2 protein-coding genes are annotated in these 26,961 nt (G+C 68.0%); both read left to right on the top strand.

Annotated features, from left to right (window positions below):
* Nucleotides 1-34: 34 nt before the first annotated feature.
* Nucleotides 35-8,110 carry a non-ribosomal peptide synthetase gene (locus QSJ18_RS14370; RefSeq protein WP_286327214.1) on the top strand — a complete coding sequence of 2,692 codons (8,076 nt, stop codon included), beginning with the start codon at nt 35-37 and terminating at the stop codon, nt 8,108-8,110.
* Nucleotides 8,111-8,133: 23 nt separating this feature from the next.
* On the top strand, nt 8,134-26,961 hold an 18,828-nt coding region (locus tag QSJ18_RS14375; protein ID WP_286327215.1), incomplete at its 3' end, for a non-ribosomal peptide synthase/polyketide synthase.

Here is a 26,961-nt window from a genome sequence, read left to right on the forward strand (position 1 = left end):
ACACGCCGGTCGATTGAGGAAGTGGTCAGAAACTGTGGCAGTAGCCGAGTTCCGTGCGGAGACGCCGGGTGAGCCGGGTGAGTCCCCTGAGGTCTTGCCGCTCACCTCGGCGCAGCGCGGCATGTGGTTTGCCGAGCGGCTGTCCGGCGACTACTCGGTCAACATCGCGCAGTACGTGGACATTCGACATGAACCGGATGGGCTCGATCTCGCACTGCTCGAGCGTTGCTGTGTCGAGGTGGGCAAGCTGGTCGAGTCGCCGTTCGTGCGTCTGGATGAGCGTGACGGCGTGCCGGTTCAATACGTCGACCTCGACTTCGACCAAAATGTAGATTTCCTGGACTTTCGTGCCGAAGCCGATCCGGTGGTGGCCGCGATGGCCTGGATGCAGGCGGAGTACCGGCGGCCGGTGGATCTGCTGAACGACCAGTTCATCGTCATCGCATTTCTGCGCATCGCCGACGATCGGACGTTCTGGTACAACCGTGCGCACCACATCATCATCGACGGGTACGCAGCGCTGTCGATCATGCGGCGCACCGTCGATCGATACAACGCGCTGCGACAGGGTGAGACGCCGCTGGACAAGGCCCCCGCGTCGATGGCCGAGATCATCGCCTACGAGGACGACTATCAGACGAGCAGCCGCCGCGCCGCCGACCGCGAGCACTGGTTGCAGCGGGTATCGGATCTGCCCGAGCGTGTCACGCTGTCGAATTCGGCCGCCGCCGCCCCGCTGTCCTTCGACAACGTGGTCGTCGGCGATGAACTGCCGTCGCGATTGCAGCGCCGCCTCGAAGATCTCGCCGCCGAACTCAACAGCTCGGTGGCCGTCGTGTTGACCGCCACCTTCGGCGCGTTCCTGTCCCGGATGACCGGCTCCGACGACATCGTGATGAGCCTTCCGGTCACCGGCCGGGCCACGGCGAAGATCAAGGCCGCGGGCGGGATGGTGTCGAATGTGCTCCCGATCCGGCTGCGTGAGGTGTCGACGCAGACCGCGCGCGATCTGATCCGCGCCGCCCAGCTCGAACTGACCGGAGCGCTGCGGCATCAGCGGTACCGCTCCGACGACATTCGTCGCGACGCCGGCCTCGACGCCGGTTCGTTCTCCTTCGGCCCGACGATCAACATGGTCTTCTTCGACGATCAGGTGGCGATCGCGGACACCACCATGGAGTACCGGATCCTGACCTCCGGGATCCTCGAAGATCTCCTGATCAATCTGTATCAGTCGAGCCCCGGCGCGCCGCTGGTCGTCGACCTGCACGGCAACCCGAACTTGTACACGTCGGCCCAGATGGCCTCCCATCACCGCCATTTCCTGGCGTTCCTGGGACGTTTCGTCGCCGACGTCGATGCTCGTATCGCCGACTACGAGCTGATCCTCCCCGGCGAGGGCACAGCACTGGTGCGTGACGGCCGGGGCGAACGTCAGGATTGGCCGCTGACCGGCCGGCATCTGCTCGACGACTTCGTCGGCCAGGCGCGGCGCAACCCGACCGCGGTGGCCATCCGGACCGATGCGCGGTCGTGGACCTACGGCGAGCTCGACCGGCTCCGTAATCAGCTGGCGCATCAGCTGGTCGCCGATGGTGTCGCGGCCGGCGACCGTGTGGTGGTGGCCCTCGAACGCGGTTTCGCACAGGTGTGCGCGATCTACGCGGTACTCGGCGCCGGTGCCGCCCATGTCCCGCTCGATCCTGCGCAGCCCGATGAGCGTCGATGGCACATTCTCGACAGCGCGCGCCCGGCGCTGGTCATCGACGACGACTATCTGGCGGGTATCGGATTCGACGAGGCGACAGGTGTCGCCGGGCGGTCCGACGAACCGGTCGAGGGTTTGCCGACAGCCGATCTCGCGGCGTACGTCATCTTCACCTCGGGCTCCACCGGCAAACCGAAGGGTGTGGAGGTTGCGACCGCCGCGGTCATCAACCGGCTGGCCTGGATGCAGCGCAATTATCCGCTGCGGCAGACGGATTCGGTGCTGTACAAGACGCCGTTCACCTTCGATGTGTCGGTGTGGGAGTTGCTGTGGCCGTTGCAGATCGGCGCGACGATGGTCATCGCCCGGCCGGGCGGGCATCGGGATCCGGACTATCTGGCCCACGTGATCGACGATGCTGCGGTCAGTGTCGCGCACTTCGTACCCTCGATGCTGCACACCTACGTCGACGTCGTGCAGGCCGCGCGCGGTCCGCGGGTCTTCGGGGACTCCGTCCGGCTGCTCTTCACCTCCGGTGAGGCTCTCGGCAGGCAGCTGGCCGATCGCGTACTCGAGACGTCGTCGACTCAGCTGGTCAATCTGTATGGCCCGACCGAGGCCGCGGTGGACATCACCGAACATGTCGTCGACCGTCGCGAGACCGCGGTGCCGATCGGCCGTCCGGTCGCGAACTCCGATGTCTACGTCCTTGATTCGGCGCTGCGGCCGGTTCCTAGGGGTGTTGCCGGGGAACTGTATCTCGCGGGCTGCCAGCTCGCCGTCGGCTATGTCGGCCGCGCGGACCTGACCGCGGCCCGGTTCGTCGCCGACCCGTTCGTCGGTCGGACGCCGCGACGTATGTACCGGACCGGTGACCTGGTCCGCTGGAATGAATCCGCCGAACTCGAGTACCTCGGCCGGTCCGATTTCCAGGTGAAGATCCGTGGCCAGCGCATCGAACTGGGCGAGATCGAGTCGGTGCTGGCCGAGATGCCGGGAGTCGAGGGGGCGGTCGTCGTCGCCCGCACCGATCTGTCGACTGCGCCGATGCTCGTCGCGTATCTGACGGTCGGGGCGACGGGTGCCGGACGCGCCGACGCCATCGACTGGTGCCGACGCAGGCTGCCCTCGCATATGGTCCCGGCGGCCGTGGTGATCCTCGATCAGTTCCCCGTCAACAACTCGGGCAAGCTCGATCGTGTGGCGCTCCCGACGCCGGTGGTCACCCGGAATGAGGAGACCCCTTACCTCGCGCCGGCATCGCCGGTCGAGGTCGAGGTCGTCGCGCTGGTCGAAGAGCTGCTCGGTATCGAGCGGATCGGATTGCGCGACAACATCTTCGCGCTCGGTGCTGATTCGCTGGTAGCTGCCCGGCTGGTCTCGAGGCTGCGCAGCGCAGTGGGCCTGGAGGTCGGTCTCAGCGATGTCTTCGAGAGTCACGACATTGCGGGACTGATCGCGAGTGCGCGACAGCTCGATGATGCGGCGCAACTACCGCCCCTCGCACCGGTGGTCCGTCCGGATCGGATTCCGCTGTCGTATCCGCAGAACCGGCTGTGGTTCATCAACCGGCTCGACCCGGCCAGCGGTGCCTACAACATCCCCGGCGCGGTCGCATTGCGAGCCGAGGTGAATGTGGAGGCGTTGCGGGCGGCGGTAGCCGACGTCATCGCGCGGCATGAGCCGTTGCGCACCACCTTCCCCGATCTCGATGGGGAGACCGAGCAGCATATCCACAGCGTCGGCGAGGCCGCCGACGCGGGCCTCTTCGAGGTCGTCGACACCGCACCCGATCGGGTCCACGCACTGATCGCCGAGATCTCCGCCGTCGGATTCGATCTGGCCACCCAGTATCCGGTGCGTGTTCGGTTGCTGCGGTCGGTCAGTGTCGACGGCGCCCCCGCGCATGTCTTGGTGCTGGTCATGCACCACATCGTCGGTGACGGCGCCTCGCTCGGCCCGCTCATCACCGATGTACTGACCGCATACGCCGCCCGAGTACATGGCACCGAACCCGCCTGGACTCCGCTGCCGGTGCAGTACGCCGACTACACGATGTGGCAGCGCGTGCGGTTGGGTACCGACTCCGACCCCGAATCGCTCGGTAGCCGCCAGCTCGCCTTCTGGCGCAGCGAGTTGGCGGGTATGCCGGAGTTGGTCGGGCTGCCCAACGACCGGCCGCGACCGACGGTGGCGACCGGATCCGGCGGCCACGTCGACATCTGGGCCGACGCGGAATTGGTTGCCCGGCTGCGGGCTGTCGCCGCGGAATCGGGTGTCACGATGTTCGCGATTCTGCATGCGTCGCTGGCGATTCTGCTGTCGCGTCTGTCGGGGAGTGGTGACATCGCGATCGGGACCGCGGTCGCCGGGCGCGACGAACCGGAACTGACCGACCTCATCGGCATGTTCGTCAATACAGTGGTGTTGCGCACCCGGGTCCGCCCCGATGAGACGGTCGCCGACCTCCTGGGGGCGGTGCATCACACCCGTGCCCAGGCGCTCAGCAACGCCGACATCCCGTTCGAGCAGGTCGTCACCGCCGTCGGTGCGCGGCGTTCACTGGCGCATTCGCCGCTCTTCCAGGTGGAACTGGTGTTGCAGCACGACAACGTGTTACAGCTTCTTGGGGAGGGTTCTGAACTCGAATTCATCGACGCCCGAACGCCATTCGCCAAGTATGACCTCTCGGTGAGCGCGATCGAGTACGGCGACGCGGGGCCGTACTCGGACAAGATGTCGATCTCGTTGAGCTATGCCACCGACCTGTTCGATCGTGGGTCCGTCGAGCGCCTTGCCGGATATTTCCACGAGATCCTGGACATGGTGTCCCAGCTGACCGGACGCACCGGCGAAGTCCTCGTCGACGACATGTTCGGTTTCCACGCCGCCGAGGTGGATACCGTCGCCGACTGGTCCGCGGGTCCTGCGGTCGCCGTCGACGCCCGGCTGTTGGGTGATCTCGTCGATCTCGATGCCCAGGTCCCGAACGATGTCGCGCTGGTCTTCGCCGACGAGACGCTGACCTATGCCGACTTTGCGGCGAAGGTGAACGCTCTTGCCCGCGAACTGATCTCGATGGGTGTCGGGCCGGAGGTCGCGGTCGGCGTCTGCCAGTCGCGGTCGCTGGAGATGCTGATCGCCATCCATGCGGTCATCGTCGCGGGTGGCCAGTATGTGCCGATCGACGTCGACACCCCGCTCGACCGTGCTCGGTACATGGTCGACACCGCGGCGGTGTCGGTGGTGCTGGTCGGTCCGGTCGGTCCCGCGCCGGTGATCCTCGAGCTCGGTGATCGCGTGCGGAGCGTGTCGGTGGACCGGCACAGGTTCTCCACCCGCGCCACCGGTCCGGTCGCCGACGCCGAACGGCGTACGGCGCTACGGCCCGCTCACCCCGCCTACACCTTGTTCACCTCGGGGTCGACGGGACGCCCCAAGGCGGTGACGATCTCCCATGCCGCGATCGTGAACCGGCTCGCCTGGATGCAGGATGCCCATGACCTGACCGCCCAGGACGTGGTGCTGCAGAAGACCCCGATCACCTTCGACGTCTCGGTGTGGGAGTTGTTCTGGCCGTTCATGGTCGGTGCCCGCCTGGTCGTCGCGGAACCCGGCAGGCACGGCGAGCCGGATTACCTCGGCGGTGTCATCGACCGGCATGCGGTGACCACGGTCCACTTCGTTCCGTCGATGTTGTCGGCATTTCTCGACGTGCTCGGACCGGGACGGCTGGCGGAGCTGACGTCGCTTCGCCGGATGTTCACCTCGGGTGAGGCGCTGGCCCCGGCTACCGCGCAGGCGACGGTCGCGGCCATGCCTGCCACCGCGCTGCACAATCTCTACGGCCCCACTGAAGCCGCGGTCGACGTCACCGATCATCAGGTGGTGGCCGGCGACGCCCTGGTGCCGATCGGCCGGCCGATCTGGAACACCGGGACCTACGTGCTGGATGCGCGACTGCGTCCGGTCCCGGTCGGAGTTCCCGGCGAGCTGTATCTCGGTGGTGTGCAACTGGCGCGCGGCTATGCCGCCCGGGGCCCGCTGACCGCCGAGCGGTTCGTGGCCAGTCCGTTCGGTGCGGCGGGCGGGCGCCTGTACCGTACCGGCGACCTGGTGCGGTGGACTCGGCACGGCGAGCTGGAGTACCTCGGCCGCAACGACTTCCAGGTGAAGTTGCGCGGACAGCGGCTGGAGCTCGGCGAGATCGAATCGGTCATCGCGTCGGCACCCGGCGTGGTCCACGTCGCCGCCACGGTGGCCTCCCTCGCCGGTGGGGAACAGGTGGTGGCCTACGTGGCGCCCGAGACCGTGATCCTCGACGAGGTGAAAGCCGTTGTCGCCGAACGACTGCCCGAGTATATGCGGCCGACGGTGTGGATGCTCCTGGAGCGGATGCCGCTGAACTCCGCAGGCAAGGTCGACCGCACGTCGCTGCCGCGCCCGCAGGTGGCCGAAGCCGAATATGTCGCACCCCGCTCGGAGACCGAACGTGTCGTCGCCGCCGTCTTCGCCGGCGTTCTCGGAGCGGAGCGGGTCAGTGTCCTGGACTCGTTCTTCGATCTGGGTGGCAATTCACTCAGCGCGACCAAGGTCGCGGCCCGGCTGTCGGCGGAACTCGACCGGGAGATCCCGGTGACGGCGATCTTCGACGCTCCGACGGTGCAGGCGATGGCCGAGTTGGCGGGTGCACTGGACGTGTCCAATCGTCGGCCCCCGCTGCGGGTGGCCGACGAACGCGACCGGGCGCCGCTGTCCTCCGTGCAGCGCGGAATGTGGCTGATCAACCGGGCCGATCCGGACTCGTCGGCCTACAACGTCGCGATGGCGATGCGACTGTCCGGCCGGGTGAATCGGGTGGCACTGGGGCGCGCGATCGATGACATCGTCGAGCGTCACGAATCGTTGCGCACGCGCTATCCGATGCTCGGTGGTGAACCCAGCCAGGTCGTCCTCGACGCGGCGCAGGCGCTGGAGCTGATCGAGCGGCGCATCATCGACGTCGGCGGCGGTGGTGCGGATATCGAGGCGACCATCGCCGACATCACCGGCCGCGGATTCGATGTGACCGCGCAGCCACCGCTGCGCGTCGCGCTGCTCGCGCTGGCGCCCGATGACCACATCCTCGTACTGGTGGTTCACCACATCGCCGCAGACGGTGCATCGATGTCGCCGTTGGCCGCCGACATGATCGCCGCCTACACCGCTCGCGCCGGTGGGCAGACACCCGACTGGGCACCGCTGCCCATCCAGTACCTCGACTTCTCGGTCTGGCAGCATCAGTGGCTCGCCGACGAGGGTGAGTCGTCCAGGCAGCTCGACTACTGGACAGACCGTCTCGCCGGTGCACCGGCCCGTCTTGAACTTCCTGCCGACCGGCCGCGGCCGCGGACCCCGAGTTTTGCCGGCGACGAGGTCACCTTCGAGATCGAACCGGAGCTCATCAGTCGCCTGGAGGGCGTTGCCCGGCAGAACAATGCGACGTTGTTCATGGTCATGCACGCAGCCTTCGCGATTCTGTTGAGCCGGTTGAGTTCTACCCGCGACATCGTCATCGGCACTCCCTTCGCCGGGCGGGGCCAGCCCGAACTCGACGGCGTGGTCGGCATGTTCGTCAACACGCTCGCATTGCGGACCCGGCTCCATGACGAGGAGAAGTTCGCCGAACTGTTGGAGCGGCTGCGCGACGACGATCTGGCCGACATGGCGAATGCAGATGTCGCCTTCGACACGATCGCCGCGTCGGTGGTCTCGACGCAGCCGGTCAGCTACAACCCCGTCTTCCAGGTCATGTTCGCCTTCCAGAACTTCGACTTCCCATCGCTGGAACTCGCGGATCTGACGATCACCCCGGTTTCCGAACAACTCACGGCGGCCAAGGTCGATCTCCAGCTCACGCTGTTTCCGACCGCACCCGACCCCTCACCCAGAAACGAGGCGGACCCGATGAAGGGTCAATTGATCTTTGCCACCGATCTGTTTACCCGACGCACCGTCGAACTGTATGGCGAGCGTTATGTGCGGGTGTTGGAAGAGGTTTCGGAGAACCCGCAGGTGCTGGTCGGCGACATCTCGATCATCACCTCGGAGGAGGACGGTGCCCTCGCCGATGCCGATGCCGACGCACTGATGTCGCTGCCTGACCTGGTCGCGATGGCCGCACGATCCGAACCAGAGGCCACCGCCGTGAGCCGCGGTGGTGCACAGGTCACCTTCGGTGCGGTGTGGTCGATCACCGAGGCGATGGCGGCGGCACTGCCGGATCTGGATTCCGCGTTGACCACGGCCCTGATGAGTTTGATTCCGGAGGTGTCGGGCGCACCGCCGGAAGCGTTCGGTGAAGTCCTCCAGGTGTTACGGGACAACGCCCACGCGATAGCTACTTCCGGCGCGAAGGCATGACGAGAGAAGGAAACGAAACCAACGTGACAGACGTCGATCCACGATCCGCTGATATCTCGCGTACCTGGGGTTCTCGTCCTCCGACCGTTGATCTCATCGCCTTCGCCGCCTCAGTGGCACCCGATCGCATCGCCGTGGACACCACGGCGGGCGGCGTGTCCTTCGGTCGGCTGCACACCCAGGTCTCGGTAACGGCGAATGTGCTGGCAGCCCAGGGCATCGACACCGAGGCGGCAGTCGGCGCCAGCATCACCGGTCTCCTGTCGACGGCTGGTCGAGCACCGACCGAGATCGCCGAACTGACCGGCGCCGCGATCGCCACCATCCGGACGCGCGCGCTGGACGTCGTGGGTTCGTCAGACCTCGGTTCGTTGCCGGGTGTGTTTCGTTCCTCGGTGGCCCGGCATCCCGATCGTGTCGCGGTCACCGACGTCGAGGGCGGCAGCCTCACCTATCGCGAACTCGATGCACGCGCGGATCGCCTTGCCGCGGCCCTGGTCGCCGCCGGGGCCGGCCCGGAGGTACTCGTCGGCGTTGCCCTGCCGCGGACCGTCGAACTCGTGGTGGTGCTCCTCGGCGTGCTGAAGGCGGGGGCGGCATATCTGCCGCTGGACCGCACCCACCCCCGCGAGCGGATCGCGACCATCCTCGACGATGCCGCGCCGCTGGTGACGATCACCGATCCGCAGACCGTGACCGAGTGGGCCGACCTGGGGATGGCGCTGACGACCCCACCGAGCCTGCTCGACGCCGGACTCACCGACCGCACCGACCCTGCGGTGGCACTGCCGACCACACTCGACGATCGTCTGCCCGCCTACGTCATCTACACCTCGGGTTCCACCGGTAAGCCCAAGGGGGTCGTCGTGACCCACGGTGACGTGGTCACGCTGATGGCCGCGGCGGCTCGTGATTTCGAGTTTGCCGAAACCGACGTCTGGACGATGTTCCACTCGTACGCCTTCGATTTCTCCGTCTGGGAACTGTGGGGTCCGCTCTTCACCGGCGCACGACTCGTGGTCCTCGACACCGGCCTGACCCGCGACCCGGATCGGTTCCTGCAGGTCCTCGCCGACGAGGGCGTGACCGTGCTGAGCCAGACGCCGTCGGCGTTCTATCAGCTCGTCGACGCGCGCCGCAGGCACGACGTCACCCTGTCGGTGCGCTACATCGTGTTCGGTGGCGAGGCGCTGCACTTCGAGCAGGTGCGCCGGTGGTTCGACGAGAATCCCACGGACACCGCGGCTCTGGTGAACATGTACGGCATCACCGAGACCACCGTGCATGTCAGCCACCGCGCACTCGACCCTGCGGCGGTATCGGCCGACGATGCCTCCTTCATCGGTCGGCCGCTGTCGTCACTCGGCATTCACATCCTCGACTCGCGGCTGCGCCCGGTCCCACCCGGCGTCGTGGGGGAGATGTACGTCTCCGGTGGCCAACTCGCCCGCGGCTACCTGCGTCGCCACCCGCTGACCGCCACCCGCTTCGTCGCCGACCCGTTCGGCGAACCCGGTGCGCGCCTGTACCGCACCGGTGACCTGGCTCGCCGTGTCGGCGACGACATCGAGTATCTGGGTCGCGGCGACGCGCAGGTCCAGTTGCGTGGTTTCCGTATCGAATACGGCGAGATCGAGGCGGCGCTCCTGCGCACGGCCGGTGTCACGGCCGCCGCTGCGAATGTGGTCGACCTGCCCGAGCGCGGCGAGGTACTCGTCGGCTACATCGTCACCGAACCCGGCGTTGAACCCGATGCCCGCGAGATCCGTTCGGGAACAGCACGTTCGGTGCCCGAGTACATGGTCCCGGACCTGATTGTGCCGGTCGACCACCTGCCGCTCACCACCAACGGCAAACTCGATCGAAAGTCGTTGCCGCGTCCCCGGATCGAGGCGAGTGCCACCTTCGTGGCGCCGACGGGCGACACGGAGTCGGCGCTGGCGTCCATCTTCGCCGACGTGCTCGGGCTCAATGAGATCAGCGTCGTCGAGTCGGTGTTCGACGTCGGTGGCAACTCACTGATCGCGGCTCGCATCGTCGGCCGTGCGGCCGAGGAACTCGGTACCGATCTGACTGTCCGCGATCTGTTCGAGGCGCCGACGGTGCGCGGTCTCGCGGCCCGATCCGCCGAGAAGGGTGCCGGGCTCCCGCCGATCGAACCGCAGTCGCGCCCCGCCCATGTGCCGCTGTCGCTGGCACAACAGCGGATGTGGTTCCTCAACCGGCTCGATCCGGCCTCCCCGGCGTACAACATCCCGGTCGTCCTGCAACTCACGGGTGAACTCGATCCTGCGGTGCTGCGGCAGGCTCTCGACGACGTGATCGTCCGACACGAGGTGCTGCGCACCACCTATCCGTCGGTAGACGGCGTGCCCTTCCAGAAGATTCACGACAGCGAGGAGATCGGCGGGGGTGAGATCGGCGGGGGCGTCGACTGGGCCGAGGCCGTCACCGACGCCGACCTCGCCGCAGCGGCTACCACCGGATTCGATGTCTCGGCGCAGTGGCCGGTGCGCGTGCGTATCCGGCGCCGGTCGGCCACCGATCACGTCATCGCGCTGGTGCTCCACCACATCGCCTGCGACGGTGAGTCGTTGGCGCCGCTGGTCGGCGATCTCCTCACCGCATACCACGCCCGGGTGGCCGGTACTGAACCAGAATTCGTCCCGCTGGCCGTGCAGGTCGCGGACTTCGCACTGTGGCAGCGGGCCGTCTTCGGCGATGCCGCCGACGACACCTCGATCATCGGAGCGCAGCTGAACTACTGGCAGCGTCAGCTCCAAGGGCTGCCCGATGTGCTCGCACTGCCGACCACCCGCCCGCGTCCGACGGTTGCCTCCCAGCGTGGTAGTCGGATCGAATTCGAGGTTCCGGCAACAGTTTCCGACCGTGTGGCGATACTGGCACGCGACTACGGTGTGACCCCGTTCATGGTCGCACATGCGGCGTTGGCAGTGCTGTTGTCGCGGTTGTCCGCCACCGACGACATCGCGGTCGGTACGCCGATCGCCGGCCGTGGACAGTCCGTGCTGGATCCACTGGTCGGCATGTTCGTCAACACCCTCGTCCTGCGCACCCGCGTCGATGCGACCGACTCGTTCGCGGGCCTGCTGGCCGCGGTGCGGGAGACAGATCTGGCCGCGCTCGCCAACGCCGACGTGCCCTTCGAGTCCGTGGTCGAACGTCTCGACCCGATTCGGTCGACCGCATTCGCGCCGCTGGCGCAGGTCTGGCTGTCCTTCGACCAGTCCGCGATCGCCGAGCTGGCCTCGGATGCGATCGTCGTCGACGATGCCGCCGACGGACTGCGGGTCCGTCCGGTCGAACCCGATGATCTGCCCAGTAAGGTCGACGTGACGGTCGGGATCACCAGCACCGACGCCGGATGGCGTGGGTCGATCCTCTATGCCACCGACCTGTTCGACGCCCCGTCGATGGATGTCTTCGGTCGCCGGTTCGCCGCGTTGCTCGACGCGCTGACGTCGGCGCCGCATGCTCCGATCGGTGCGGCGGAATGGCTCAACGTCACCGAGCTGGACGCGGTCCGGTCATGGTCGGCCGGGCCGACCGAGGAACTCCCGACCGCCGATATCGGTGCGCGTCTATCCGACGCACTGCGCAGCGGCCGGCGCCGGACCGTCGTGGAGGCCGGTTCGCGGTCGGTGTCGGCAGGCGAGTTCGACCTGCGGGTCGGGGAGCTCTCGCGGCGGCTGACCGGTGCCGGCGTGGGGCCGGATATCGCCGTGGGCGTGTGCATTCCGCGTTCGCTGGAGATGCTGATCGCGGTGCACGCGGTTCTGCGTTCCGGTGGCGCCTACGTTCCGATCGATCCCGACGCCCCGGCGGATGTGGTGGCCCACATGACGGCCACGGCCGGTGTCGGGACGATCGTCGTCGGACCGGGCGAGATTCCGGCCGGGGTCGCCGCATTGCCCGCCGTGCGCATCGAACCCGTCGATGCTCAGACACCCGCGGCGGGCCTCGGCGCCGGAGACGATGACGGGCGCGTGACACCCGGCCCCGACAATGCCGCCTACATCCTCTACACCTCCGGTTCGACCGGTCGGCCCAAGGGCGTGACGGTGTCGCGTCGGGCGCTGTCGAATCTGCTGTCGTGGTTCGGCACGGTCTGTGCCGAACCCGCAACCGAACGGGTACTCGTCAAGACGCCGTACACCTTTGATGCGTCGGTGTGGGAATTGCTGTGGCCGTTGCTCTCCGGTGCGACTGCGGTACTTGCCGACGCGGATGGTCATCGCGATCCGGCGTATCTGCGCAGGGTGATCCGCGATGCCGAGATCACCACGGTGCAGTTCGTGCCGTCGTTGCTCGCGGTGTTCTGCGAGGATGTCGCGGTCGGTGGTGCCGACCTCACCTCGATCCGTCAGATCCTCACCGGTGGTGAGGCATTGACGCCCGCGGTGCTGCAGCGGTCGCTGGCCGTGCTGCCCGGCGCGAAGATCGTGAATCAGTACGGCCCTACCGAGGCGACGGTGGACGCCACAGTGGAGTCCTTCACCGAACCGGCCGCGATGGTGCCGATCGGCCGACCGGTGGTCAATACCGTGGCTCACGTTCTCGACGAGTGGCTGCGCCCGGTGCCCGCGGGCGTCCCCGGCGAGCTCTACCTCGGCGGTACGCAACTCGCGCGCGGCTATGCGTCCGCACCGGGTCTGACGGCACAGCGATTCGTCGCCGATCCTCTCGGCGCACCTGGCGAACGGCTGTACCGCACCGGCGATCTGGTGCGCTGGACACCGCACGGTGACCTCGAGTACATCGGGCGCACCGACTTCCAGGTGAAGCTGCGCGGGCAGCGGATCGAACTCGGTGAGGTCGAGACCGTGCTGGCCGCGGCGCCGGGGATCGTGGCCGCGGTGGCCGCGGTCGCCAGCGGACCGGCCGGCGACAATCTGGTGGCCTACCTGGTGGGCCGACCGGGTGAACCGGTCGACCTCGACGTGGTCAAGTCCTACACCCGCGACCGGCTGCTGCCGTTCCTGCGGCCCGCGGCATGGCAGACACTCGATGCGCTACCGCTGAACTCGTCGGGCAAGGTCGACCGGAACGCGCTGCCCGCACCGGTATTCGAGGCCGCCGCCACGGTGGCCCCGGCATCCGAGGACGAGATCGCGGTGGCCGCGGTGTTCGCCGAGTTGCTGGGTGTCGAGGAGGTGTCGGTCACCGAGTCCTTCTTCGACCTGGGCGGCAACTCGTTGTCGGCGACACGACTCGCCGCACGGACAGGCGCCGCACTCGACGTCGAGGTCTCAGTCCGTGACATCTTCGACGCGCCGTCGGTGCGTGAGCTCGTCCGGACGGTCGCCGGTCGCGGCTCGGGGCTTCCGCCGGTCACCCGCGTCGTCCCCCGTCCCGAGCAGGTGCCGCTGTCCTTCGCACAGCAACGGATGTGGTTCATCAACCAGTTCGACCCCTCCTCGCCGGCCTACAACATCCCGATCGGCCTGCGGTTGCGCGGCAAACTCGACCTGCCCGCATTGCGGGCGGCCATCGTGGACGTGATCGAACGCCAAGAGGTGCTGCGCACCACCTTCCCATCCGTCGACGGAGTGGCGCGCCAGATCGTCGATGACGTGACCACCGCCGACGCCGCCTTCGACTGGCAGGTCGTCGCGGATGAGTCGGACCTGTTCGCAGCCGCCCACACCGGGTTCGACGTCGCCCGCGAACACCCGATCCGGGTCCGCGTTCAGCGCGTGGAGGATCGCGAGCACATCGTGCTGATCGTCGTGCACCACATCGCCGGGGACGGCGAGTCGGTCCGACCCCTGGTCACCGACGTGGTCACCGCGTATGTCGCCCGCACTCAGGGACGCACTCCTGAGTTCCCCGAACTCGCCGTGCAATTCGCCGACGTCGCGCTCTGGCAGCATCGCGAACTGGGCACTCCCGACGACCCGGGATCGGTGGTGGCCGGCCAACTGGCGTACTGGCGTGACCAGCTTGCGGGTCTGCCCGACGTCATCGCGCTGCCCACCGATCGTCCACGGCCCGCCGTGGCGTCGATGCGGGGCGCGCAGGTGAACTTCGAGATTCCTGCCGAGACAGCCGAACTCGTGCGGTCGGTGGCCACCGCACACGGTGTCACCGAGTTCATGGTCGTCCATGCCGCACTCGCCGTTCTGCTGGCCCGGCTCGGGCACACCGACGAGGTGGCGATCGGTTCGCCGATTGCCGGTCGCGGTGAGGCCGCACTCGACGACCTTGTCGGCATGTTCGTCAACACCCTCGTCTTGCGTACCCCGGTAGACCTGCGACGTTCCTTCGCCGAGCTGCTCGAGGTGGTTCGCGCCGTCGATCTGGATGCGTACGCGCACGCCGCGGTGCCCTTCGAAAGCGTCGTCGAGGCGCTTGCCCCGGTGCGGTCCGAGGCATTCGCCCCACTTGCCCAGGTGCTGCTCACCTTCGGGCAGAACGCACCGGACCCGGCCGCGATGGTCGCGCAGCTCGACGATCTGGGCGTGTCTGTCCTCGACATCGAGGAGACCGCGGCGAAGGTCGATCTCACCATCGGTCTCGGTGTCGATCCGTCCGGATCGTGGTCGGGGCAGGTCGGCTATGCCACCGACCTCTTCGACGAGTCCACCGTCGCGGGGTTCATGGCTCGCTTCAGCAGACTGTTGCGTGAGCTGACCACCCAGGTGTCCCGCCCGGTCGGCGATGTGCCTCTGGTGACCGTGGTCGAGGCCGCGGAACTGACCCCGGTCGGCGGGACCGCGGGCACCGAACCGCGACTGCTGGCGCAGCTCTTCGACGACGCCGTACGTCGTGCTCCCGACGAGGTCGCGGTGTCCACCAACCGGGATTCGCTCACCTACCGGGCACTGGATGAACAATCGAATCGTCTGGCGCGCCACCTGATCGGGCGCGGAGTGGGTCCCGAGGACCTGGTTGCGCTGGCGCTGGAACGGTCGACGCAGCTGATGGTGGCAATCTGGGCGGTCGCCAAGACCGGTGCCGGCTATGTCACCATCGATCCCGACTATCCGGCCGACCGGGTGGCGACGATGATCGCCGACTCCGGGGCCATGCTCGGCCTGAGTACGTCCACGGCCGGAGCACTGCCCGGTGCCGAATTCGACTGGCTGCGGCTCGATAGCGACCCGGTGTATTCCGCGGTCGCCGAGGAGTCTGCTGCACGGGTCACCGACGCCGACCGGCGGGCGCCGGTGCGCATCGACAACGTCGCCTACGTCATCTACACGTCGGGTTCCACCGGCCGGCCCAAGGGTGTCGCGGTGACCCATCGCGGGCTGCGCAACTTCGGTGTCGAGGAGGCCCGCCGCGCGGACGCCGCCGGCGCCGTCCGTGTTCTCGGGTTCGCCTCGCCCAGCTTCGACGCCTCGGTTCTGGAGTACCTGCTGGCCTTCACCACGACCGGCACCCTGGTGTACCGCCCGACCAATGCCATTGCCGGTGAGGATCTCTCGGACTTCATCCGCGACCAGCAGGTCACCCATACCTTCCTCACTCCCACTGTGCTCGCCTCGCTGGACCCGAAGCTCCTCGGCTCGCTACAGGTGGTCTACGCCGGCGGTGAGGCGGTGGCGCAGTCGCTGAAGGACCGGTGGGCGAGCCATCGGCGGATACAGAATCTCTACGGCCCCACCGAGACCACCATCGGCGTGACGATCAGTGAGCCGATGCAGGTCGGCGAACCGGTCACGCTCGGCGGTCCATTGGACGGCATCGGGCTGATGATCCTGGACGATTTCCTGGCGCCGGTGCCCGTCGGGGTGCCCGGCGAACTCTATGTGACCGGATTGGCACTCTCCCGTGGATACCTGGACCGGCCGGGACTGACCGCGGAACGCTTCGTCGCCAACCCTTATGGCTCCGAAGGCGACCGGATGTATCGCACCAGCGACGTGGTGCGGTGGGCTCGCGACGCCAAGGGTGCGCTGACCGTCGTGTACAGCGGACGCAGCGACGACCAGATCAAATTGCGCGGTCTGCGTATCGAACTCGGCGAGATCGAGAAGGCGCTGGCCGACCATCCCGATGTCGAGTCGGCGGTGGTGCTCGGCGTGCTCGGCGACGGGATGCTGGCCGACTCGGGCGACTCGGTGGTCTCGGCATTGGCGGCCTACGTCGTGACCCGTGGGGCCATCGAGAGCGGCACGCTGCGTACGCATTTGGAAGAGCGGCTGCCGGTGTTCATGGTGCCCTCGAGTTTCACGGTGCTCGATGCCCTGCCGCTGACGCCGGTCGGCAAACTCGACCGCCGCGCGCTACCTGCCCCGACGGTGGTGGTCGGCGCCGATCTGGTCGAGCCCGCCAACGCGGCCGAAGAGCAACTCGCCGCGATCGTCGGTGGTCTGCTCGGCCTGGACCGGGTGAGTGTGGTCGAATCCTTCTTCGCGCTCGGCGGCGACTCGATCATGTCGATCCAGCTGGCCTCCGCGGCCCGCGCCGCCGGGTTGTCGATCTCACCGCGAGAGATCTTCGAGCACCGCACGATTCGTGCCATCGTGCGTGCCACCGAGGGTGGTGGGAGCCGTCTGCCCGCTCTGGATGAGCCCGTCGATCCGGCCGCGGATATCGCGCTGCCCGCCGTCGTCTCGTGGATGATCGAACATTCCGACACCGCCGCCGATTTCGCGGACTTCTCCCAGTCGCAGGTGCTGATCGCCCCGGCCGGTCTGTCGGTGCCCGTGCTGGCCGATCTGCTCGGTGCCGTCGTCTCCGTGCACCCCATGCTGTCGTCGTCGCTGCGCGCCGAGCCTGCCGGCTGGCGGCTGCGCGGTGGTGGTTCCTTCGACGGTGCGGGGATGGTGTCCGCACACACCGCTGAGGTCACCGTCACCGACCCGGCCTTCGCCGACGAGGTGCGCTCCGCATTCGAGACCGCCTCCGCGCGACTGGATCCCGAATCCGGCCGACTGGTGTCGGCGGTCCTGGTGACCGATCCGTCCGGCGCTGGACGGATCGTCCTGGTGATCCATCACCTGGGTGTCGACGCGGTGTCCTGGCGACCGATCATCGAGGATCTGATCACCGCGTGGGCCCAGCACCAGACCGGGCAGCCCTACGAACTGCGCGGCGAGGGGACTTCCGCAGCTGCTTGGTTCACCGCGCTCGCTGCGCAGGCCGTAGTGCGAGCCGACGAACTCGACCACTGGGCGCGGCAGCTCCCGGAACGTCCGACCGACCTCGGCGGCGAGCTTGACCGGGAGCGCGACCGGATGTCCACGCTCACGTCGGTGGTCGCCGCAGTCGAACCCGAACTCGCCGAAGCCCTGCTCACCACGGTGCCGACAGCCTTCGGGGCCGGGGTGGACGCCGTTCTGCTCGCCGCGCTCGCGCGCGCCGTGCGGTCCTGGCAGGCGGACCGCGGAATCGTCGACGCATCACCGGTCTCGGTGCTGCTCGAAGGTCACGGACGCTACGAGGAGATCGTCGGACGCGGGGCCGACCCCCGCAGCGCCGACCTTTCGCGCACCGTCGGCTGGTTCACGACCATCGCGCCGGTCCGCCTGGATACGCCCGAGGACCTGGGGCATGCGGTCAAGGCGGTCAAGGAGCAGCTGCGCGCCCAGCCCGACAACGGTGCCGGATTCGGACTGCTCCGCTACGGTGCGGGCGGTGGTACCGCCGCGGCCGATCGGCCGTTGCCGTCGATCGCCTTCAACTACCTGGGCAATGTCGCCGGTGCTGGTGATCGCGGTGTTGATGATCGCGGTGCGGATGACGGATCAGCGATCGGCGATCTGCTGCCGGACCCGGCTGCGCCGCGACTACCGGCCACCGTGACCGGCGCGATGGTCGCGACCAGTGCTCTCACGGTCACCGCGGGCACGGTGCGCACCGACAGCGGGCGTGAACTCGAGGTCGAGTTCTCCTGTCCGGCCGGTCTCCTCGACCGGGACGCCGTGGACGACCTGGCGCAGCGATGGCGTGGCGAGCTGGCCGCGATCGTGGATTATGTTGCGGTGACCGGTGACCCCGGTCTGTCGCCGTCGGATGTCCCCGGGGTCGCGCTGACCCAGGATGATCTGGATGCGCTCGCGCGTCGGTACCGGGATGCGGCGGTGTGGTCGCTTTCGCCGCTGCAGCGCGGCCTGTACTTCCAGTCCGAACTGGCGGCCGCTGGTCGGGATGCCGGTGCGGTGGATGTCTATGTGGCGCAGGCTGTCCTGACGCTGGAAGGGGACGTCGACGCCGGTCGCCTGCGCGATGCGGCGCAGGCGTTGCTGGCCCATCATCGGGTACTGCGCTCAGGGTATGTGCGGACCGCGGGTGGGGCCGTGGTCGCAGTGGTGCCTGAGCAGGTACGGATTCCATGGGAGGATCTCGATCTCCGCGGCCTTGATTCCGGTGCGGAATCCGACGTCGACGAACGCGTCCGGGAGGTCGCGGATCGCCAGAAGACCATCCCCTTCGACCTGCAGGCCCCGCCGCTGATGCGGTTCGCCCTGGTCCGGACCACCACAGGCGCGCGACTGGTGGTGACGAGCCACCACATCCTGCTCGACGGCTGGTCGAGTCCGCTCATGCTCGCCGACTTGCTCGCCTTGTATGCGACCGGCCGCACCTACACCGAGAATGTCGGTGGCGGTGCCGATTACGCCGACTTCCTGCGCTACCTCGCCGACGTCGACGTCGCCGCTGGGATGGCGGTCTGGCGGAAGGTGCTGGCCCCCGTCGAGGTCCCGACGCTGGTGTCCGCGCAGCGGGAGGCGACGATGGATCGTCTGCCGCGCGATCATGCCCGGATGCTCGATCCCGAGCTGACATCCGCGATCGAGTCGCTCGCCCGTGAGCGGGGTGTCACGGTCTCGACGGTGCTGCAGACCGCATGGGCGGTGCTGCTGTCGCGGCTGACCGGCAATCAGGTGGTGACCTTCGGCGAGACGGTGTCGGGCCGCCCGGCCGATCTCGACGGTGTCGAGTCCATGGTGGGCCTGTTCATCAACACGCTGCCCGCGGTGGTCGACGTCGACCCGTCGGCGACGATCGCCGAGGTTCTGGCGCGAGTGCAGTCGGACAAGGTGTCGGTCCTCGACCATCAGCAGATCCCGTTGCCGGACCTGATGGCCTTGGCCGCGGTGTCGGGGCCGCTGTTCGACACCCTCGCGGTGCACGAGTCCTATCCGGTCGACTCGGATTCGTTAACCCGAAGTGACGTGGGTGGATTGCGGATCAGCGACGTCGCCGCCAGCGATGCGACGCACTATCCGTTGACGATGGTCACCGGTCCGGTCGGGGACCGGATCGAAGTCAAGTTGAAGTATCTGCCCGCGGCCTTCGACGATCAGCAGGTCGCGGCCTTCGGCGATCTGCTGACCCGCATCCTGGGCGTCTTCGTCACCACTCCGGAACGTGCGGTCGCCGACATCGCGCTGCTGGATGTCGACGCGTACACGCGAGCGGTGGTCGCACCGGTCACCACGACCGCGAACTCGGGGCGGACGCTGGTGGACCTGTTCGCCGACTCCGTGGCGGCCAATCCCGGACACATCGCAGTCTCCGATGGTGCCGCCGCTCTGGATTACGCCGAGTTGGATCGCCGTTCCGGCGCGCTCGCCGCAGCCTTGGCCGCACGCGATGTGGGTGTCGGGGATCTGGTGGCGGTGGCACCGGCGCGGACCATCGACCTCGTCGTCGCCATCGTCGGCGTGATGCGCTGTGGGGCAGGCTACCTGCCGCTGGACACCACCAATCCGACCGAACGCCTGCAGTTCATCCTCGGCGACGCCGGGCCGTCGGTGGTGATCGCCGATTCCTCGACCGCCGATCTGCCGCTGTGGCAGCGACTCCCGGAGTCGGTCGTGCGGGCCGATGTCGCCACGCTGGTGGTGGAGGGAGAATCCCTACCGGTGCCGGCGCTCTCGGTGCCTGCCGACGCACGTGCCTACGTGATCTACACGTCTGGCTCGACCGGACGGCCGAAGGGTGTGGAGGTCACCCACCGCGATGTGGTGACCCTGATGGACACCGCGGCGCAGGACTTCGACTTCCGGGCCGACGACGTGTGGACGATGTTCCACTCATATGCCTTCGACTTCTCCGTGTGGGAGTTGTGGGGGCCGCTGTGTACCGGCGCCCGTTGCGTCATCGTCGACCGCGACGTAGCGCGGTCGCCGGAGGAGTTCCTGGATCTGCTCGCACGCGAGCGGGTCAGCGTGCTGAGCCAGACGCCGTCGGCGTTCTATCAGCTCGCCGATGCCCGACGCAGGCGGACCGCCGGCGCACTGTCGTTGCGCTACATCGTCTTCGGCGGTGAGGCGCTGCAGTTCGAGCAGGTTCGGCGGTGGTTCGACGATCATCCGGCCGACACCGCGACGCTGGTCAACATGTACGGCATCACCGAGACCACCGTGCATGTGAGTTTCCGTGCCCTGGATCCGGCGACGGTGCGCGGCGGGGACGCCAGCCTCATCGGGCGGTCACTGGCCAGCCTCGGGGTGCACATCCTCGACGCGCGCCTGCGTCCGGTTCCCGATGGCGTGATCGGTGAAATGTATGTCACTGGTGGGCAATTGGCGCAGGGCTATCTGCGTCGCCCAGGCCTGACCGCTGGCCGTTTCGTGGCCTGCCCGTTCGGTGCGGCCGGTACCCGGATGTATCGAACCGGCGACCTGGCACGCCGGGTCGGCGACGACATCGAGTACCTCGGCCGCGGGGATGCGCAGGTGCAGTTGCGCGGGTTCCGGATCGAATTCGGTGAGGTCGAATCCGCGTTGACCGCAGCCGACGGGGTGGTGGCCGCGGCTGCGACGATCGTCGAACTACCCGGCCGCGGTGAACAACTCGTCGGATATGTGGTGGCCGACGCGGGCGCCGAACTCGATCCCGCACAGGTGCGTCGGGCGGCGGCTGCCGCAGTGCCGTCATATATGGTGCCCGATCTGGTGCTGTCGATCTCGGCGTTGCCGCTGACCGCAAACGGCAAACTCGACCGGGCGGCGCTACCCACGCCCGAGACGGGTGTCGAGACTGCGGGGGCGGTGGCTCCGGAGACGGCGGCCGAACGCATGATCGCCGATGTCTTCGCCGATGTCCTCGGTCTCGACGTGGCCGGCGTGACCACCAGCTTCTTCGATCTGGGTGGCAACTCGCTGTCGGCAACCCGCCTTGCCGCACGGATCTCCGACGCCCTCGACGTCGAGGTCTCGGTGCGCGATCTGTTCGAGACGCCGTCGGTGCGTGAGCTCGCGACCGCACTGTCCGGGCGTCGTGCGGCGCTGGCCCCGATCATCGCGACTGCGCGCCCCGATCGCATCCCGTTGTCGTTCGCACAGCAGCGGATGTGGTTCCTCAACCGGTTCGATCCCGCCGCGGCCACCTACAACATCCCGGCGGTGCTCGCACTGACCGGACCGGTGGATGCCGACGCACTGCGCGCGGCGATCGGGGATGTGATCACCCGGCATGAGATCCTGCGCACGGTCTTCCCGGCGGCGCAGGGCTCCCCGTATCAGCAGATCCTCGAACCGGATCAGGCATTGGATCGCCTCGACTGGGCGGTCGTGGAGTCCCGTGCGGAGATCGAGACGGCCGCGTCCGCTGGCTTCGACGTGACTGCCGTGGTGCCGCTGCGAATTCGACTGTGGCCGGTGGCCGACAACGAGTTCGTTTTCGCGCTGATCGCCCACCACATCATCGCCGACGGTGAGTCGATGGCACCGCTGATCGCCGACATCGTCACCGCCTACAGTGCCCGGATCAACGGTGCGGCACCACGATTCACGCCGATGGCCGTTCAGTTCGCCGACTTCGCGTTGTGGCAGCATCGAGAACTCGGTGACGCCGATGACCCGTCGTCGGTGGTCGGTGGACAACTCGCCTACTGGACCGATCGACTGGCGTCGCTGCCCGACGTGCTCGAGCTGCCCGCCGACCGGCCGCGACCGGTGGTGGCCTCGCGCCGCGGTGCCCGCGCGCAGGCCGTGATCCCAGCCGGCGTAGCCGGACGGGTCGCTGCGCTGGCGCGTGAGTGTGGCGCCACGCCGTTCATGGTTGTGCACGCGGCGCTGTCGGTGCTGCTCGCCCGACTGTCTGCCACCGAGGACATCGCCGTCGCGACGCCGATCGCCGGCCGCGGTCACCGCGTCCTCGACCCGCTCGTGGGAATGTTCGTCAACACCCTGGTGCTGCGTACCGAAGTCGGGTCGGCCACCTCGTTCACCGGACTGCTCGACCACGTCCGGAGCACCGATCTCGACGCCTTCGCGCATGCCGATGTCCCGTTCGAGATGCTGGTGGACAAGCTCAACCCCCGTCGGTCGGAGGCGTTCGCCCCGCTGGCCCAGGTGATGCTCTCCTTCGATCCGGCCGCGACGGCCGACACCGCTCTGGCCGAGATCGGTGAGCTCGCCGTCAAACCGGTGACCGTGGATGAGGTTGCCGCCCAGGTCGATATCTATCTGACGGTGTCGAGTGCACCTGAGGGCCGAGACTGGCCGATGTCGATCGTCTATGCCACCGATCTCTTCGATGACACGACGATGGTCGGCTTCGCGGAGCGGTTCACCGTGTTGCTCGACGCCTTGACCGCAGCCCCCGATGCCGCGGTCGGCGACGCCGAACTGCTGCAGGCACCGGATATCTCGGCCGAGATCTCCCGGGAGACCGGCCCGGTGAGGGCGCTGCCCGAGGCGGATTCGGTCGCGGCGGCGGTCAACGCCCAGATCGCCGCGACACCGTCGGCGCCCGCGCTTCACTTCGGGGACCGAACCCTCGACTACACCGAGTTCGGAGCGCGCGTGGCAGAGCTCGCGCGGACCCTGCTGTCGGCCGGCGTTGGCCCCGATGTCGCAGTGGGCCTGTGTATTCCGCGGTCGGTGGAGATGGTGGTGGCCATTCACGCGGTGGTCGCCGCGGGTGGTCAGTACGTGCCCTTCGACACGGCAGCCCCGGCCGAACGGGTCGAGTACATGGTGGAGACCGCCGGGGTCGGTGTGGTGCTGGTCGCGGCCGGCGCCGACCTACCTGCCGCGGTCGCCGCTCTGGGTGACCGGGTGCTCGTGCTCACCGTGGACACCTCGACGGTGATCGACAAGCCGGTGCCGCCGGTGTCCGATGCCGAGCTGGTCCGTCCGGTGCGCGGCGATGACGCGGTATACACCCTGTTCACGTCGGGTTCGACGGGTCGGCCCAAGGGTGTGACCCTGACGCACGCGGCGGTTCTGAACCGGCTGTGGTGGGGTCTGGACGAACTGCCCATCGACCACACCGACCGCGTGGTCCTCAAGACGCCCTACACCTTTGACGTGTCGGTGCCCGAACTCTTCGCCCCGCTGATGGTCGGTGCGGCGATGGTGGTGCTGCGGGCCGACGGTCACCTCGATCCGGTGTACGTGGCCACCGAGGTGGTGCGGACGTCGGCGACGATGGTGCATTTCGTGCCGTCGATGCTGTCGGTGTTCCTGGAGGTCGCCGGCGAGGACCGGGTGCGTGCGATGGAATCGGTGCGCATCATCTCGACCACCGGTGAGGCACTGCCGCCGTCGGTGGCCGGGCAACTGCGCGCCTGGTTACCGCGGGTGATGTTCTACAACCTGTACGGCCCGACCGAGGCCGCGGTGGAGATCACCTACGAGGCGATCGAGTCGGTAGACCCGTCGGCCACCTCGGTGCCGATCGGTATTCCGATGTGGAACTCGTCTGCGGTGGTGCTGGATTCGCGACTGCGCCGGGTGCCTCTGGGTGTCCCGGGTGAGCTGTATCTCGGTGGTGTCCAGCTGGCGCGCGGCTACGCGGCACGGCCCGATCTCACCGCCGAGCGGTTCATCGCCGACCCCTTCGGTCGGGCCGGCGAACGTCTGTACCGCACCGGTGACCTCGTCCGGCGCCGGACCGACGGTGTGCTGGAGTATCTCGGCCGCACCGACTTCCAGGTCAAACTGCGAGGGCAGCGGATCGAACTCGGCGAGATCGAGGCCGTACTCGCCTCGGCGGCCGGTGTCGTTCACGCCGCCGCGACGGTGCTCGAAGCGCCCCACGGCGGACAGCATCTGGTCGGCTATGTGGCCGGTGCGGGTGGCGGATCGGTCGATCTGGAGGCGGTCAAGGCCGCATCCGCGGCGTCGCTACCCGAGTACATGCGTCCGACGGTCTGGATGGTGCTCGACGACGTCGTGCTCAACAGTGCCGGAAAACTCGACCGAAAGGCCTTGCCTGCACCGGAATTCGGTACCGGTGACTATGTCGGTCCGGCGACGCCCGGCGAGGAGCTGGTCGCCGGGGTGTTCGCCGACGTCCTCGGCGTGGAGCAGGTCAGCGTGGTCGACGGATTCTTCGACCTCGGCGGCAACTCGCTGTCTGCTATGCGGCTCGCGGCGCGGGTCGGCGACGTCCTCGGGGTAGAGGTCTCGGTGCGTGACCTCTTCGAGGCGCCGACCGTGCGGGAACTGGCCGCGACGGTGGCAGGCCGGAGCGCCGGACTCGTCGCGATCACCGCCGTCTCGCCGCGACCGGACCGCATTCCGCTGTCCTTCGCGCAGCAGCGGATGTGGTTCATCAACCAATTCGATCCCGCCTCACCGACCTACAACATCCCGGCTGTGCTGACCCTGTCGGGTGCGCTCGACATCGATGCGCTGGCAGCCGCGCTCGGTGACGTCATCGGACGCCACGAGGTTCTGCGGACCACATTCCCCGCCATCGACGGAAGTCCGGTCCAGGACATCGGCGACCTCGGCGAGTTGCCCCGGCAGCTCGACTGGGCGGTCGTCGACTCGTCTGCCGACCTCGAAGCCGCACTGAGTCGCGGATTCGATGTGAGTACCGAGTGGCCGCTGCGGGCCCGGCTGTGGCGCCGCGCCGACAACGATCACGTCTTCGGGATCGTGGTGCACCACATCGCCGCCGACGGCGAGTCGCTGGCACCGCTGGTCGCCGACGTGGTCACCGCCTACGGTGCGCGGATCGCAGGCGAGGTGCCACACTTCACTCCGCTGGAGGTGCAGTTCGCGGACTTCGCGCTGTGGCAGCATGCGGTGTTGGGGTCGCCGGACGAGCCGGAGTCCGTGGTCGGCCGTCAGCTGACCTACTGGCTCGATCAGCTTGCGTCGCTGCCCGACGTACTCGAGCTACCCGCCGACCGAGCCCGTCCCGCCGTCGCCTCCCACCGCGGCGCGCGTGTCGGCTTCGAGATCCCGGCAGCAGTAGCCGAACGCATCGAGGTCCTCGCCAAGGAGCGCGGCGCAACCGGATTCATGGTCGTGCACGCCGCACTGTCGGTGCTGCTGGCGCGATTGTCGGCGACCGACGACATCGCGGTGGCCACCCCGATCGCGGGTCGCGGACAGCGCGTCCTCGATCCGCTGGTCGGCATGTTCGTCAACACGCTGGTGCTGCGCACCGGATTTGACGCGGGACAGCGGTTCGGTGACCTCCTCGACGCCGTACGCGCGGTCGACCTCGACGCCTTCGCTCATGCGGAAGTTCCCTTCGAGACGCTCGTCGAGCGGCTCAACCCGGTGCGTTCGGAGGCCTTTGCGCCTCTCGCGCAGATACTGCTGACGCTGGATCAGTCCGCCGTCGCGACCCTCGCCGATACCCGGGCCGGGGTGCCTGCCCAGGACTACGCGGGACTGCAGATCAGCCCGGTCGCCGCGCCGTCGGTGTCGGCGCAGGTCGATCTGTCGATGGGTATCGCCACCGGCGCACCCGGGCAGGACTGGTCGGGAACCCTGATCTACGCCACCGATCTCTTCGATGAGTCGACGGTACGGACCTTCGCCGACCGCTTCGTCGCACTGTTGGCCGCGTTGACGTCGAATCCCGATATGGCTGTCGGTGATCCGGAGATCCTGGCCGCCGACGAGGGACAACTCGGAGTGCAGCGGTCGGTGGGTGCCGTGGTCGAGGTGCCGCCGCAGTCGGTGGGTGACGCGGTGGCCGCGCAGGTGGCGGCGTCCCCGGATGTGGTGGCCTTGCGGTTCGAAGGTCGTGCGGTGACGTACGGCGAATTCGGCGCGCGTGTGAATGTGTTGGCACGCCGATTGATCGGTCTGGGCGTCGGCCCGGATGTCGCCGTGGGCGTGTCGGTGGACCGTTCGCTGGAGATGGTCGTGGCGATCCATGCGATCGTGGCTGCCGGGGGCCAGTACGTTCCGATCGATACGCAGACGCCGGAGGATCGCGTCGCGTATATGGCCGAGGTTGCGCAGGTCGGACTGGTGGTGGTTGCCGCCGGTCGGGTGCCGGTCACCATCGGTCATCTGATGGCCGACGCCAACCGGGTCGGCGGTCCGCTCGCTGTGGTGGAGATCGATTGTGCGGGTGAGGTTCTTGGGGATGCGCGTCCGCTGGCGGATGCGGAGCGGCGTGGCGTCGTACGCTCGGACAGCGCGTTGTACACGTTGTTCACGTCGGGGTCGACGGGTCGGCCGAAGGGGGTGACGGTATCGCATGCGGCGGTACTGAACCGGTTGCGATGGGGGCTGTCGGAGTACCGGTGGGGTGTCGGGGACCGGGTGGTCCAGAAGACGCCGTTCACCTTCGATGTCTCGGTACCGGAGTTGTTCGGGCCGTTGCTGGTCGGTGCGTCGATGGTGGTTGCGCGTGCGGGTGGACATGCGGATCCGGACTATATCGCCGAGCTGATCATCGAGTCGGGGGCGACGTCGGTGCATTTCGTGCCGTCGATGCTGTCGGTGTTCCTGGATGTGGTGCCGCAGGCACGGTTGGCCGAGCTGGTATCGCTGAAGTGGTTGTTCGCCTCGGGTGAGGCGTTGCCGCCTGCGGTGGTCGCGGTGGCGCATCGGGTGTTGCCGTGGGTTCGGATCGTGAATCTGTTCGGTCCGACCGAGGCCGCTGTCGAGGTGGCATATGCGGACGTGACCGATGCTCCGGATGTTGTGCCCATCGGGGTGCCGGTG

The sequence above is a fragment of the Gordonia heveisoli genome (assembly GCF_030315745.1).
Taxonomy (GTDB): Bacteria; Actinomycetota; Actinomycetes; order Mycobacteriales; family Mycobacteriaceae; genus Gordonia.